Raw genomic sequence first — 13,578 nt, forward strand, 5'->3', positions numbered from 1 at the left:
GTTTTTACTTATTATAATAAAAAATCATTAGCAATAATGGATATGTTTTTATTACATAGCACCAGATTTCTATTTGGGTGTTATTATGGTTCACGCTACAAACGGTAATGTGGGCACATTTGCTCATATACTACAGTCCTTGCCGGATTACTCAGAGTTGCTCATAGCACTATTGATATTGATCCTGCTGTTGGTCTCTGTGGATGAAATTGTAGACTTTCTCTACATGGTGAGGGAACTTTTCACTTTCAGGAATATGCCTTTCAGTTAATTTTACTTATTCTTGAAAGGTGCCCAGGGAAGAACACACATGGGACATTCAGGCCCATATCCTGCAGTCGCATATCCGGTCATGCCGCCTGCGGCATTTTGTACTTTGGTGAATTCATTTTGTAGAAGGATGCTACATCCCATGCTCGATCTTTGACCTGAGCCGCATATAAGAATGGTTTCAGCATCATCGTTAATCTCGGCATGCCGCTCTCTCAGTTCGTGTACGGGTATATTTACAGCTCCATCAATGTGGAACTCATCATATTCAGAGACAGCTCTTACGTCCAGCAGGGTCATTTTTTTTCCGTTATTTATTCGGCTGTGCAGTTCAGAAGAAGATATCTGTGGGACATGTTTTGTAGGTAGTCCATCCGTTACCCATCCGTACATGCCATCTTCAAGGTAGCCTGCTATCCTGTCCTGTCCTACTCTATGCAGATGAGTGCATGCATCAAATGCCCGTGAATAATTGTCTGAAACTATCAGTATGTCTTTTTCAGGGGGCAGTAACCATCCAGAGTAAGTGGGAAAATTCGAGTTGCTGTCTATATTATAAGCTTGTGGTATATGTTGTCCGCCAAAGGATTCAAAATTACGTACGTCAAGAATGATTGCATCTTTCATTTTTTCCCTGAATTGGACATTGTTCAATGCTTCGGGGATAGGAAGTTCTTTCACTCTTTCAGGTCCTGTACGATTTACGTTTGTGCATCGGCTGAAATGGTCTGGTGCATCAGGCATGTTGTTTGTAAGTGACTTTATAAAGTCTGCCCTTTCATTGATATTTAGTGCATAGTTGTATTTCTTTTCGTAGCCAAGGGTGCTGCTTCTCTTGGCTGCCATGGCTCTTCCACAAAGGGACCCTGCTCCGTGTGCCGGATATATTTCACAGAAATCGGGCAATTTAAGGATTTTCTCATGCAAAGTATCATACAATTTTGATGCAAGTTCCTCTGCTTTTCCCGGGAAGAGATCCGGCCTGCCAACATCCCCTACAAACATGGTATCTCCACAGAAAAGTGCAACTGGTTCTTCACCTCTTGAAGCGTCAGTGACTACGTATGATATATGCTCGGGTGTGTGCCCCGGTGTCTCCAGAATATCCAGCTTAATGTTCTCTATGGAAAAAGAATCTCCTTCTGAGAGGGCTACATATTCAAAATCACAATTTGCTGACAATGGTGCATAAATTGCAGCTCCTGTTCTCTGCGCAAGGTCTATGTGGCCTGAAATAAAATCGGCATGTAAATGAGTTTCAAGGATATGCGTGATCTTGACTCCAAGTTCTCTTGTTAGCTCCAGATATATCTCTATGTCTCTTCTTGGATCGATGACTGCACAGGTTCTATCTCCTGCCAATATGTAAGAACTATGGGCAATTTTCTCAGTGAATATCTGTTGTATTAGCATTTTTAATCCCCTGATTATATCTTGATTATGCGTACAAATATTTTTCTGATTATTTCTCTATTTTGTTTGTGGATATTGGCGGCAACGGACTGATGAAATAAGTTTAATTATTGGGTGCATACCACAAATAACACTAAAAGTTGACTTATGTTCAAAAAAATATATATGTCTTCTTGATTATGTATTAGCATGCAGGAAATCACAGGGCTTGAACTGTCTCCTAAAAAAGTGGAGTATCTTAAGTTCCTCTCCAAAAAGGGGGAACTTGTAAGGACGACGGATATATCTTCAGAGCTTAACGTTGATCCCTCCACAACTACAAAGACAATAAACGATCTTTCAAAATCCGGTTATGTGGATCATGTTCCTTATCGTGGTGTACTCCTTACTGAAAAAGGCAGGAGGTATGCTGAATTTCTTGTAAACAGGCATAATATACTGAGTCTAATGTTGAGTCATTATGGCCTGTCATCTGAGGAAGCATGCGATGAGGTTTCTCGTTTTGAATCATTCGTTTCCAAACCTGCAATTGACGTTATTTGTAATGCAATGGGTCATCCTACTGTGAGTGGTTGTGGCATGATTAATCATAATTCTTGTGGTTCTGCTGGTAATCTTTGATTTGATTTTTTACTGATTAATTGTTGGGTGCATACCAAACAATTTGGTTATAGTGCAAATTAATGTGGTGTAATAATATGAAGAAAAATATGATAGCTCTGATGATGCTCTTTTCTATTTGTATCGTTTTGACTGCAGGATGCGTTGACGAACAAAATTCTTCCGCTGGGATATCTGATTCGGATTCAGGTGGCATGATTGTAGCTGTAAGTGTGCTTCCACAGGCAGAATTTGTGGAAAAGATAGCAGGAGATAGTGTAAAAGTAATTGTTATGGTTCCTCCAGGGGCAGATCCTCACTCATATGAGCCTACTCCCGGGCAGCTTAGGGATCTGAGCAATGCAAAACTGTATGCAATGGTAGGCTCAGGAATAACCATTGAAGATAATATGATTGGTAAGATCGCTGATTTAAATCCTGAAATGGTGATAATTGACTGTTCGGAAGGTATCACAATGAGTGAAATGGAGGCTCATGCTCATGAGGATGAAGATGAACATGATGTTGAGGATGAACATGATGCTGAGGATGAACATGGTGAAGAAACCGGTATGGACCCTCATATATGGACCTCTCCTGCAAACGTTAAGTTAATGGTCGAAAATATCTATGGAGGGCTTGTAGAGCTTGATCCTGAAAATGAAGCAACTTATTTTGAGAATAAGAATGCGTATCTTGCAGAGCTCGATGCATTGGATGAACAAATAAAGACCACTCTTTCAGGCAAGGAAGGTAGCAGTTTTATCGTTTATCACCCTGCGTGGGGTTATTTTGCAGACGAGTATAGTCTTGAGCAAATCTCCGTGGAAATAGAAGGCAAAGAGCCGAGTGTCCAGGACATGCAGCGCCTGATAGATACGGCAAAAGAGAAAAATATAAAGGTAATTTTCGTACAGTCAGGTTTCAGTACTACAAGTGCGCAAACAATAGCCAATGAGATCGACGGTGAGGTTGTAGAGGTCGATCCGCTTGCAAAAGATTATATAGGCAATCTTGCAAACGTAACAGCAGCATTTGAAAAAGGACTGGCTTAAAATGGTTGAAGTGATCAATCTCAAGGATATCTGGGTAAGTTATGACAATATTCCCGTGCTCGAAGAAGTGAATCTTGCCGTTGAGGATAAGGATTTCCTTGCAATCATTGGTCCTAACGGAGGAGGCAAAAGCACTCTTCTTAAGGTTATCCTGGGATTGATCAAACCTAACCGGGGTTCGGTGAAACTCCTTAATGAGGATCCCCGAAAGACCCGGAAGTATGTGGGGTATGTGCCCCAGTACATTTCTTCTAATCTTGAATTTCCCATAAGTGTATGGGATGTGGTCCTAATGGGCCGCCTGAGCCATAAAGGTCCTTTGAGATCATTCGATGAAGATGACAAAAAAGCAGCAGCAGAAGCTCTTAAAACGGTAGACATGCTTGAATTCAGGGACCGGCAGATAGGTGAACTATCCGGTGGCCAGAAACAGAGGGTTTTTATTGCAAGGTCACTTGTGACCCGGCCCAAACTGCTTATCCTGGATGAACCATCAACCGGTATTGATTCTAAGAGGCAGAGAGAGTTCTATGAACTTCTAAACAGGCTTAAATCAGAGATTGCCATATTGATGGTCACTCATGATATGAGTGCTCTCTCGGTCTATGTGGATAAGATTGCATGTCTTAACAGGAAATTGCACTATCACAACTCCAAAGAAGTCAGTGCCGAAGATCTTGAAGCCACATATCAGTGTCCTGTCGAGCTTATAGCACACGGTGTACCACACAGGGTTTTAAAAATACACTGAGCGGTGCTAGGGATGCTTGAAATACTTCAGTACGGTTTTATGCAGAATGCCATAATAGCGGCAATTCTTGCAAGTATCGCATGTGGAATCATTGGTGTGTATGTTGTTGTCAAGAAAATAGTATTCATAAGCGGTGGTATCTCTCATGCCTCATTCGGTGGAATCGGCATTGGCTATTACCTTGGTGTAAACCCGCTTTACGGGTTGATACCTTTCAGTCTGCTCTCAGCTATTGTGATGGGTCTCGTCAGCAAAAGAGCTAAGGTTGCTGAAGACACCATCATTGGTATTCTATGGTCGCTGGGGATGGCAATAGGTATCATTCTGATTTATCTTACTCCGGGATATGCACCTGATCTTATGTCCTATCTTTTTGGAAACATACTCACGGTACCAATGTCTGATATTTACCTTATGCTGGGTCTTGATGCTGTTATAATCTTTGTTGTATATGCTTTCTATAAACAATTCATGGCACTTTGTTTTGACGAAGAGTTTACAACAGTTGCAGGCTTGTCCGTAGAGAAACTTTACTTGCTCCTGCTTTGTATGATAGCACTAACAATCGTACTATTGATCAAGATAGTAGGTATTATTCTTATCATCGCACTGCTTACTATGCCAGCATCCCTGAGTAGACATTACACCAATGATCTTGGGAAGATGATGTACCTTGCAATATTCTTCGGTATAATTTTCAGCATCGTAGGATTATCATTATCCTATTTGTTCGACGTTCCTTCAGGTGCAACAATCATTCTTGTGATGGCAACAGTATACATGTTGCATTTTCTGTATGATGGGCTGAAACCAAAAATAGCAGCTTAACTATTCTGTTAAGACCTGTTTTATTTTTTCAAGAACAAGGAGTGCATCTTCTCTTTTTAAATCACATTCGTTCTTTGCGCAGAATTTGAGGAGTTTACTTGCTTTTTCCCCGGAAATTATCCCTTCCCTGGAAGCTTCTCTTGTTATACCGAAATAACTTCTTTCTCCATAATGTGTCTTTTTAGCAAGATCTGTCAGCAACCTGCAACTTTCTTTATCAATGATACCTTCATCGAACGCGGCGTTGAATGTCTCGCGTATATTCACCATGGGTGATGAGACCGGTTCGAAAGTATCCGGATTAGTCGCCACGGCTACCTCATCATCATCTTCAATCTCTCCGCTCCGGTACCATTCATAGATCTTCCCGACTCCTATCATGCCATGGATGTCAAGCTCTGAAGCACGCAGGGCGCCCATGCTGCACCCTCCCACTACTGTAACTCCTGCTTCCATAGCCCTGACTATTTCCTTATGAGTTACAGCCGACCTGCTAAAAAATATGCCATCAATTATACCTATAACAGTGTATCCCTGATTCATGGCCTTCTCGATATCACCTCTGGATATAGGTGGCCAGTATGTTGCATCAAGGACCTCTGCAGCATCCTCGTGACTTATGCTTGTACCTGCAAATACAAGGACTTTGGAGCGAGTTCCTGTATTGTCACTCATTTTCTGCGTCCGGTTCTCCATGGTCTGTCCTTTGGTGCCAGTTTTCTTTTCTTCCCTGCTTTTGCCCTGTTCCCAAGACGCTCCCTGTCAAGCGTGTACATTTCAAATGTTGGGATGACTACTCTTATTACCGGGACTGGTATACTTTTTCTTGAAAGGTCCACCACTATTGCGCATTCTGCAATATCCTTCAATTGTTCCAGTACGATGTCGATACTTTCGGCAGGTGTGTTCCTTGACATGTCTCTGAGGTCACGCATGGATGCTTGTTCTCCATCCTCATACCAGTACTTGTTCATACGCTTTATACGGTCATATCCGATTTCCCTGACAAATTTTTCACGCTCTGTATCTTCCCTGGCTCCGTGTATCTGCACCACTCGTGACTGTGCTGCTTCTGTGAGCGCTCTCTTGATTGCTATCTCTGGTTTCAGGTGTGATCCTGCTCCCATAACAAGCAGTGCCGGATCCTTCAGCTTGGTATCGTCGGTAGTAGCAACAACAGTCGTTATGTCCGTGTCATGTGGAAGAAGCCAGAGCTTGATATCAACATCGTTATCAATGAACCTTCGAAGCAATTCATAGTTCTCTCCATCTTCTTCAGATAGGATTATCTCTTTTTCAGGATTCCTGTTGAATTCTACTGTGCTCAGGGCATCTCTCTCGATAACTTCCAGCAGCCCGTGCAGTATTGCTTCTTCTATGGTGTTTCCTGCTGCAAGTCCGTTAGTATTACTTCTAAATAACTTCAATGCTCTGCCTGGGGCATCGTATGGGTGATACACTGCATTGGCAGGGACAAAGGTCTCCTCGTTTTTGAAGAGGTCCCATCCGCTTATCCACTCTACTAATTCCTGGGGGCTGTAGCTTTCAGCCAGAAGCAGGAGTTTAGGATCAATTATGCGGTGGCTTTCTTCCATTGTTACAAAGCTCTCAATGATATGCTGGGCTTTGATATCTTCTGCCACATCGCTGTTTAGTCCGCTTCTTTCTGCAAGGCATCTTTCATAACTCTCCATCATGGCAGAGATTCTTGCCTGGTTCTCTGTAATGCCCTTGCCGGAATATACGGAAATGGCTCCTTCTGCCGCACTTGGCCGTATTGTTGAAAAAACAGGTATGCCTAATCTGTCAAGGTCAGTGATGCCGGCAACCCTGGTGACTCCTATTTTCTTGAGGCTCTCCTTTGCTTTCTCAAGAGTTTCGGCTTCGTCAAAAACACGTTGGGTGCCTTCAATGTATGAAAGTGATCTGTCGATTATTATCTCTGGCATGTTTAGCCAAAGTCTCTTGCATGTATTATATTTCTTGCGACAAAGGTTCTCTGTGCTTAAGTAAATCTTATATAGTGCAGTGCAAGTGTGTAAATGGGGTTTTATATGAAAGTTAAAGCATTAATGATTTTTATTGTGATTTGTATAGTTGGGATTTCCGGTTGTACTGATTCACCTACTGGGGATGACCAGATGCCATCGGATATTGAAGATGACATCCTGTCTGAAGAAACAGTGACTGATGAGGTGGACATGCCGGAAACAGAACCTGATGCATCATCTTTGTTCTCCGCATTTGCTGAAAATGATACTTATAAAGAATGGTCCATATGGCCCGGTAAAGAAGCAATGATGGAAGGTACTGGGGTGCATGGTGATTACGTTTCTATATACGTGTCAGACAATGCGCTGTCTTCAGTAGAAGTCGGTGGGGCAACAATGCCATATGGGACAATGGTTGTAAAAGAAGGTTTTAATTCCGATGAAGAGCTAACGGGGATTTATCTTATGTACAAGGCAGAAGGATTTGATCCCGACAATAATGATTGGTTCTGGGCAGCCTACTCTTCGGAAGGTGCTATTAAAGCAGACGGAAAGGTGGGCGGTTGTATCAGTTGCCATGAAGGTAAGGAAGATGCTGATTATATCTTTGTGAATGCTTGATTTCTTCTTATTTTTTTTTTTCTGTTAGGAATCGATACTCTTTTATATGATGGGTTACTATATCAAAGTTTAGCTTGTGCAGTACAATAAATATTATTGGGATGTATATAAAATTACAATATGTATAAAATCATAATGTGTATAAAAATACAATAATTTGCCAGGCGAAGAAAACATTAGTGAGAGACAGGAGGCAAAATATGAGAGACCTAACTAGAAAAAGAAATGGAGTCGACATCTTCAAAAGCTGCCACACGGTAGTTGGCGGAGTGTCAACAGATAAACTCGACGCCGAGGAAATGGAGCTTTATCGCTTTATGGTAGGCGGGGTGCAGGCAAAATAGCCTGCAAAACCTATTTTTATATTCTTTGCATACTGGTTCCTATGTATGATGTTCTTACCATCAGGGAAGACTTTCCCGTATTAAATGATGTTATATATCTGGACAACGCCGCTACAACGCAGACGCCTGTTCAGGCGATATCATCAATGTTGGATTATTTCTATAAATATGCGGCAAATCATGGACGAGGGGCCCATCGGCTTGCAAGGGAAACCACAAACCACTATGAAGATTCCCGGGAAATAGTGGCATCTTTTTTTAATATGGATGTTGAAAATACCATTTTTACAAAGAATGCAACAGAAAGTATCAATATAGTTTCCCGAGGTTTTCCATGGCAAAAAGGCGATCACGTCATAGTGACTCTTGTTGAGCATCATTCCAATTTGCTTCCATGGATGCGATTAAAGGAGCTGGGTGTTGAACTCTCTGTTGTCAAACCCGATATTCATGGAGTTGTCGACCCTGCAGATATCAGGTCTGTTATCAATGACAGGACTCGACTTATAGCAGTGAACCATGTTTCCAATGTGTTCGGTTCAATACAGGATATAGAAGGGATAATTAACATGGCAAGGCAGAATAGTGTGAAGGTACTGGTGGATGGTTCCCAGTCTGCTGGAAATATGCCAATGGATATTAAGTCGGTTGACCCGGATTATTTTGTATGCCCTGGGCATAAGGGTTTGCTTGGACCTCAAGGGACTGGTATATTGTACATAAAGGAGCCGGATACTATCGAACCTTTGTACCTAGGTGGTGGTATGGTGAGTTCCGTAACTCCTGATAGTTTTAAAATGGAGCCAAGCCCTGCAAAGTTTGAAGCCGGAACACCTAATATTCCTGGTATAATAGGCCTTGGACGTGCTGTTGAATATGTGGATAACATTGGTGTGGGATCAATTGAAAAACATGAACTTTCTCTTGCAAGGGAAACTGCTTTGCGTCTTGGTGAGATAGATGGTGTTGACGTCTATGGGCCAAAGGAAAGGGCTGGAGTGGTATCTTTCAATGTAGTTGGGATGAATGCTCATGATGTAGCTATGATACTTGACCAGACGCACAGTATCTGCGTGAGGAGTGGTTATCATTGTGCAATGCCGAGCATAGATCATCTGGGGGTCAATGGCACAGTGAGGGCGTCGTTTGCTCTTTACAACACTGAGGCTGAAGTTGAAACTCTGGTTAAAACGGTTTCAGATATTACTTCGCTTGTTTAACAGGTTTCTTATAATTAATTTTTACATTTGGAGATAAAAGCAAAAGGTTATTATGCGCAGATAATTATATTAGTCTTGCAGGCTGAATGCTTTCAGCGAATATCATATGTCAATTATCGTTCATCAATAATTTTAGCTAATTATCATTAGGTATCATCAAAAGGGGAATTTAAAGTGAGCAAGGACATGCTTCTGTGGGATGAGACTCTTTTTTATAAAGGGGAGATACTTGAATTTGATTACCTCCCTGACTATTTTGCACACCGTGACTCTCAGATGCAGGCCTTGCGCTTCAGTTTGAAACCTGCATTAAGGGGTATGCGGCCGGTTAATTGTCTTGTGAAAGGTCCACCTGGGACAGGGAAGACAACTGCCGTTATGAAAGTTTTCAATGAGATGAAAGAATACACTGATAATGTGGTCTTTGTGAAGGTCAACTGTCAGATGGATTCCACACGGTTTGCTGTTGTTTCAAGAATATATGAGCAACTTGTTCATATCACTCCACCTTCATCCGGTGTGTCATTCAGGAGACTTTTTGAAAAGGTAATTAAGTATCTTTTGGATGCTAACAAGACTCTGGTTGTAGCTCTTGATGATATCAATTATCTTTTTCCCGAAGGACATGCAGATGAAGTTATGTATTCTTTGCTGAGGGCTCATGAACAATACCCTGGAGCCCGAATTTCTGTAATAGCCATAATCAGCGATGTGGGAATTCCATACAGTTTCGACCCGCGGGTCGGTTCTGTATTTTTACCTGAAGAGGTAGCTTTCCCGCGGTATGAGATAGGTGAGATCGCAGATATAATTGCCAGCCGTGTGAAACATGCTTTTTATCAGGATGTGGTGTCAGATGAGGCCTTGGACAGGGTTGTCACTTATGTGGATATGACAGGTGATCTCAGGATAGGTATTGATCTTCTGAAGCGTTCTGGTCTTAATGCAGAACGCAGGGCTAGCAAGACAGTTGCTGCTGAAGATGTTGAGAAGGCTTATGAGGCTTCCCGGCTTTTGCATTTATGTCGGAATATAAAGTCACTTTCTGATAATGAAAAAACATTGCTCGGGCTTATTGCAAAGGATAGTAGTATTCAGACAGGTGAGCTCTATAAATCATTCCATGAAATAACCGGACTTGGATACACCCGATTTTATGAAATTATTGAGAAAATGCATGCGTCAAGACTTATTGATGCAGATTTCTCCGGCAAGGGTATGCGTGGAAGAACACGGTATGTAGCACCTGCTTATAATTCTAAGGACATACTCAAATGTCTTGAGTAAGCTTTTATCTTAAATTTGATTAAAAAAAGGGTAACTATTCAGCCTGATAAAAACGCTATCAATAACAATCTTGACAAAAAGTTGAAACGTAAATTTCATTAGAATCATTTATTTTGATTGTTGCTATTGATTGCTTTTTTGATTGTTAGTGAGCAGACATCTCTATTTCGATGAAATCAGTACCAATAGGCAAATCGTGCCAGGCTGAATAGTTACAAAAAAAGAAGTTTTGCGCAGAAACAAATCTGCGCAAGTGTTTGTATTTTTGTTATTTTTCAGATCTTTACATCATGTCCATGCCTGGCATTCCGCCTGGTGGCATGCCTGGCATCATTTCATCCGGTGAAGGTCCTGCTGGTCCCTGCTTGGATGCGATGATATCATCAATCCTGAGGATCATGACTGCTGATTCGGCTGCAGCATTGACTGCCTGTGTCTTTACCCTGAGAGGCTCAACAACACCTGCTTCCCACATGTCTATTACCTCGCCGGCATAAACATTGAGACCTGCTGTCTTCTGTCCTTTCTCGTGGTGTGCACGGAGATCTACGAGCATGTCGATTGGGTCAAGACCTGCATTCTCTGCGAGGGTTCTTGGAACGATCTCGAGAGCTTCTGCGAATGCCTTTACAGCAAGCTGCTCCCTTCCACTGAGGGTTGATGCGTACTCATTGAGTCTGAGTGCAACTTCTACTTCAGGTGATCCGCCGCCAGCTACAAGTTTCTCATCTTCAATAGCAACACCGACTACTCTGAGTGAGTCGTTGAGTGCTCTTTCGATGTTGTCGATTACATGTTCTGTGCCACCGCGAAGAAGGATGGATACTGCCTTTGGATTCTCGCATCCTGTGACAAAGGTCATTTCGTCGCCGCCGATCTTCTTCTCTTCGACAAGTTCTGCCTTTCCAAGGTCTGCTTCAGTGATTTCGTCAAGGTTGGTGACAAGTTTTGCACCGGTTGCCCTTGAAAGTTTCTGCATGTCACTCTTCTTGACACGCCTGATTGCAAAGAGACCTTCCTTTGCAAGGTAGTGCTGTGCCATGTCGTCAATACCCTTCTGGCAGAATACGACATTTGCACCACATGCGACGATCTTGTCAACGAGGTCCTTGATCATCTTCTCTTCCTGGTCAAGGAAAGACTGGAGCTGCTCTGGTGATGTAATGGATATTTCTGCATCAACTTCAGTGTCTTTGAGTTCGATTGCAGTGTTAACGAGCAAGATCTTAGCATCGTTTACTTTCTTTGGCATGTTGGTGTGGACACGCTCTTTATCGATGATCATACCTTCAATGAGCTCTGATTCCTCGATACGTGCACCGACTTTCTTTTCTATCTTGATATTGTCCATGTCAACTTTGTTGTCTTCATCAACAATGCTTATGATAGCTGAAACCGCGATGTCTGAGAGGACGTCCTTGTTTGCCTCAGCGCCCTTGCCTGTCATTGCAGTTCCGGAGATGTTCATGAGAATATCCTTGTTGTCCCTTGTGACTGATTTTGCAAGGGTCTGGATTATTTCTCCTGCTTTTTCAGAAGCCATCCTGTAACCGGAAGCGATGATTGTAGGGTGTATGTCCTGGTCGATCAGTTCTTCAGCTTTCTTAAGAAGTTCGCCGGCAATTACTGCAGCGGAGGTGGTTCCGTCACCAACTTCATCGTCCTGTGTCTTTGCGACTTCGACGATCATCTTTGCTGCAGGGTGCTCGATGTCCATTTCCTTGAGAATGGTTGCACCGTCATTGGTAATGACAACATCTCCGAGGCCGTCTACAAGCATCTTGTCCATTCCTTTAGGACCAAGTGTAGTTCTTACAGCTTCAGCGACTGCTTTTGCAGCCATGATGTTATTGTTCTGTGCTTCTCTGCCTCTTGTTCTTTGGCTTCCTTCTCTTAATATGAAAATTGGCTGTCCAGCCATCTGTCCTGCCATTTATTTCTATCCTCCTAGTAATGGAAATTATAGAATAACTATTAATTCCGGTCGTTTTCTAATGAATGTAGTTCTATATAAGCATATCGGATGTGTTGCTTTTCGTACAAGTAGAGAATAGACTAAAAAATAAATACGCTAAGAGAAAATAGAATAAAAACAAGTAAAAAGAGAGTGAGATAAACTCACTTTACAATTGCTTTTGGTGATCTGCGAAGGAATCTTCTCTTGGCTCCGGATGAGGTGTATCTCTGTGCCGGACCGGGGTGAGCTTTTCCTTCCTTGGCTTTCTGTACTTTAATCGTTCTACCTTTGCGGCCTTTTACTTTGACCCATTCAATGCTGCCGGTTTTACCCATTATCAATCCTCTTGATAATATTAACTGTAAATTTTAAGTTATTTTAAGTTTAACCTAGATATATAATTCTAGTCGTGAGTTTACTTCTAGACGTAACGCTTATTATTAAAGCTTGCGGGAAAATCTGACCAAAATTGCTTTTAGAAAGCAGGGATTATGGCAGTCATTATAATAGGAGTTGATCAAGGTTACTTCACCAATTGAGAAACAGCTTAAAGCAGTGGATGATGAACTTAAAGGTGTACAGAATTATCCAATGGACAAATTGATATCCATAATACAGGATGTTGGCTTTGAATGTGACTTTTGTGCACGCTGCTGCACCCGGGAATTCAATGATCATGTTTTTCTTCTTAACGATGATGCCATCAGGATAAAGGCCATATCTCCGGATTATCTGGAACCTGCTCCTTATTATGAACTATGCGACCAGCACGGGCAGTTCTATGTTTCCGGTTATGCACTTAAAGTAAAAGAAGATGGTTCATGTACTTTTCTTAATGAAAAAAGATGCTCTATCTATGAACAACGTCCTTCGATATGCAGTCTTTTCCCTTACATGCTGCATCGTGAGCCGGATGAGGATGGTAATATCGACTGGAGGCAGATAGGTGGAATCGGTCAGCATGGTTGCTACCATACGGAAATCAGTGATGATGAGTCTAAAGAGATAGCTCTTCAGATCAAGTCTTATGAAACAACATTTCTTGCGCAGGTAATAGAATTCTTCAAAACAGCAGAAGAATATTTCAAAAAAAATAGTCTCAAACATGTGCCGAGTGTGTATGACAGGGAAATAAGGAAGTTCAATAAAGGTGAGGAAATTACAGTTTTTGTCTTGTTCAATGGTGATTTTATCGAGCATAAGGTCAAAAAACAATGATTCTGTTAAGCTGAATAAGTGAT

15 protein-coding genes are annotated in these 13,578 nt (G+C 41.9%); 10 read left to right on the top strand and 5 right to left on the bottom strand.

Translation table 11 applies throughout. The features are described from left to right. Positions 1-85 precede the first annotated feature (85 nt). The gene (locus V7O67_RS04150; RefSeq protein WP_342306070.1) at positions 86-271 is read left to right on the top strand and encodes a hypothetical protein; all 186 of its coding nucleotides are present in this window, start codon (positions 86-88) and stop codon (positions 269-271) included. Between the two features lie 2 nt (positions 272-273). Here the strand turns inward: V7O67_RS04150 and V7O67_RS04155 are convergent, their stop codons facing one another. Next, the gene (locus V7O67_RS04155; RefSeq protein WP_342306069.1) at positions 274-1,683 is read right to left on the bottom strand and encodes an MBL fold metallo-hydrolase; all 1,410 of its coding nucleotides are present in this window, start codon (positions 1,681-1,683) and stop codon (positions 274-276) included. 189 nt (positions 1,684-1,872) lie between these two features. Here V7O67_RS04155 and V7O67_RS04160 point away from each other — a divergent pair, with 189 nt between their 5' ends. The 4 genes from V7O67_RS04160 (at position 1,873) to V7O67_RS04175 (ending at position 4,917) form a co-directional block, all read left to right on the top strand. Further along, positions 1,873-2,304 (top strand): metal-dependent transcriptional regulator, encoded by a 432-nt coding sequence (locus V7O67_RS04160; RefSeq protein WP_406670985.1) that lies wholly within the window; start codon positions 1,873-1,875, stop codon positions 2,302-2,304. 77 nt (positions 2,305-2,381) lie between these two features. Continuing rightward, complete coding sequence (locus V7O67_RS04165; protein ID WP_406670987.1) at positions 2,382-3,338, top strand: metal ABC transporter solute-binding protein, Zn/Mn family; 957 nt, start codon at positions 2,382-2,384, stop codon at positions 3,336-3,338. Between the two features lies 1 nt (position 3,339). Then, on the top strand, positions 3,340-4,089 hold the full coding sequence (locus tag V7O67_RS04170) for a metal ABC transporter ATP-binding protein (protein WP_406656501.1): 750 nt from the start codon (positions 3,340-3,342) through the stop codon (positions 4,087-4,089). Positions 4,090-4,101: 12 nt separating this feature from the next. Further along, positions 4,102-4,917, top strand: a complete 816-nt coding sequence (locus V7O67_RS04175) for a metal ABC transporter permease (RefSeq protein ID WP_406670988.1) — start codon at positions 4,102-4,104, stop codon at positions 4,915-4,917. On the opposite strand, the gene V7O67_RS04180 is transcribed toward V7O67_RS04175, so the two are convergent. Together V7O67_RS04180 and V7O67_RS04185 are read right to left on the bottom strand one after the other, a co-directional pair. After that, positions 4,918-5,592: a TfuA-related McrA-glycine thioamidation protein gene (locus V7O67_RS04180; RefSeq protein ID WP_406670989.1), complete on the bottom strand. Its 675-nt coding sequence runs from the start codon at positions 5,590-5,592 to the stop codon at positions 4,918-4,920. Beyond that, positions 5,589-6,866, bottom strand: coding sequence for a YcaO-related McrA-glycine thioamidation protein (locus V7O67_RS04185; protein WP_406670991.1), 1,278 nt, complete (start codon positions 6,864-6,866; stop codon positions 5,589-5,591). Before V7O67_RS04185 ends, V7O67_RS04180 begins: the two co-directional genes overlap by 4 nt. A 105-nt stretch (positions 6,867-6,971) precedes the next feature. Here V7O67_RS04185 and V7O67_RS04190 point away from each other — a divergent pair, with 105 nt between their 5' ends. The 4 genes from V7O67_RS04190 to V7O67_RS04205 all read left to right on the top strand — a co-directional run bounded on the left by V7O67_RS04190 (position 6,972) and on the right by V7O67_RS04205 (position 10,380). Further along, positions 6,972-7,529, top strand: coding sequence for a cytochrome P460 family protein (locus tag V7O67_RS04190; protein WP_342306063.1), 558 nt, complete (start codon positions 6,972-6,974; stop codon positions 7,527-7,529). A 200-nt stretch (positions 7,530-7,729) separates the two neighbouring features. After that, positions 7,730-7,873 carry a hypothetical protein gene (locus V7O67_RS04195; protein WP_342306062.1) on the top strand — a complete coding sequence of 48 codons (144 nt, stop codon included), beginning with the start codon at positions 7,730-7,732 and terminating at the stop codon, positions 7,871-7,873. A 41-nt stretch (positions 7,874-7,914) separates the two neighbouring features. Then, positions 7,915-9,093 carry a cysteine desulfurase gene (locus tag V7O67_RS04200; protein ID WP_342306061.1) on the top strand — a complete coding sequence of 393 codons (1,179 nt, stop codon included), beginning with the start codon at positions 7,915-7,917 and terminating at the stop codon, positions 9,091-9,093. Between the two features lie 174 nt (positions 9,094-9,267). Next, complete coding sequence (locus tag V7O67_RS04205) at positions 9,268-10,380, top strand: ORC1-type DNA replication protein (protein ID WP_342306060.1); 1,113 nt, start codon at positions 9,268-9,270, stop codon at positions 10,378-10,380. A gap of 283 nt (positions 10,381-10,663) precedes the next feature. On the opposite strand, the gene thsA is transcribed toward V7O67_RS04205, so the two are convergent. Both thsA and V7O67_RS04215 read right to left on the bottom strand, forming a co-directional pair. Further along, on the bottom strand, positions 10,664-12,313 hold the full coding sequence (gene thsA, locus V7O67_RS04210) for a thermosome subunit alpha (RefSeq protein WP_406656508.1): 1,650 nt from the start codon (positions 12,311-12,313) through the stop codon (positions 10,664-10,666). Positions 12,314-12,498: 185 nt separating this feature from the next. Continuing rightward, complete coding sequence (locus V7O67_RS04215; RefSeq protein ID WP_406656509.1) at positions 12,499-12,672, bottom strand: DUF5350 domain-containing protein; 174 nt, start codon at positions 12,670-12,672, stop codon at positions 12,499-12,501. A 178-nt stretch (positions 12,673-12,850) separates the two neighbouring features. Between V7O67_RS04215 and V7O67_RS04220 the strand changes: the two genes are divergently transcribed. Beyond that, a complete protein-coding gene (locus V7O67_RS04220) occupies positions 12,851-13,555 on the top strand; it encodes a YkgJ family cysteine cluster protein (RefSeq protein WP_342306057.1) in 705 nt (234 codons plus the stop codon). Positions 13,556-13,578: the final 23 nt, after the last annotated feature.

Source organism: Methanolobus sp. ZRKC4 (assembly GCF_045291305.1).
In the GTDB taxonomy this organism is placed as follows: Archaea; Halobacteriota; Methanosarcinia; order Methanosarcinales; family Methanosarcinaceae; genus Methanolobus.

What these genes read in the sequence shown, in the direction of transcription:
- V7O67_RS04175 (WP_406670988.1), top strand. Translation starts at nt 4,102, where the DNA reads ATGCTTGAAATACTTCAGTACGGTTTTATGCAGAATGCCATAATAGCG.
- V7O67_RS04180 (WP_406670989.1), bottom strand. Translation starts at nt 5,592, where the DNA reads ATGAGTGACAATACAGGAACTCGCTCCAAAGTCCTTGTATTTGCAGGT.
- V7O67_RS04200 (WP_342306061.1), top strand. Translation starts at nt 7,915, where the DNA reads ATGTATGATGTTCTTACCATCAGGGAAGACTTTCCCGTATTAAATGAT.
- thsA (WP_406656508.1), bottom strand. Translation starts at nt 12,313, where the DNA reads ATGGCAGGACAGATGGCTGGACAGCCAATTTTCATATTAAGAGAAGGA.
- V7O67_RS04170 (WP_406656501.1), top strand. Translation starts at nt 3,340, where the DNA reads ATGGTTGAAGTGATCAATCTCAAGGATATCTGGGTAAGTTATGACAAT.
- V7O67_RS04150 (WP_342306070.1), top strand. Translation starts at nt 86, where the DNA reads ATGGTTCACGCTACAAACGGTAATGTGGGCACATTTGCTCATATACTA.
- V7O67_RS04215 (WP_406656509.1), bottom strand. Translation starts at nt 12,672, where the DNA reads ATGGGTAAAACCGGCAGCATTGAATGGGTCAAAGTAAAAGGCCGCAAA.
- V7O67_RS04160 (WP_406670985.1), top strand. Translation starts at nt 1,873, where the DNA reads ATGCAGGAAATCACAGGGCTTGAACTGTCTCCTAAAAAAGTGGAGTAT.
- V7O67_RS04165 (WP_406670987.1), top strand. Translation starts at nt 2,382, where the DNA reads ATGAAGAAAAATATGATAGCTCTGATGATGCTCTTTTCTATTTGTATC.
- V7O67_RS04185 (WP_406670991.1), bottom strand. Translation starts at nt 6,866, where the DNA reads ATGCCAGAGATAATAATCGACAGATCACTTTCATACATTGAAGGCACC.
- V7O67_RS04155 (WP_342306069.1), bottom strand. Translation starts at nt 1,683, where the DNA reads ATGCTAATACAACAGATATTCACTGAGAAAATTGCCCATAGTTCTTAC.
- V7O67_RS04190 (WP_342306063.1), top strand. Translation starts at nt 6,972, where the DNA reads ATGAAAGTTAAAGCATTAATGATTTTTATTGTGATTTGTATAGTTGGG.
- V7O67_RS04195 (WP_342306062.1), top strand. Translation starts at nt 7,730, where the DNA reads ATGAGAGACCTAACTAGAAAAAGAAATGGAGTCGACATCTTCAAAAGC.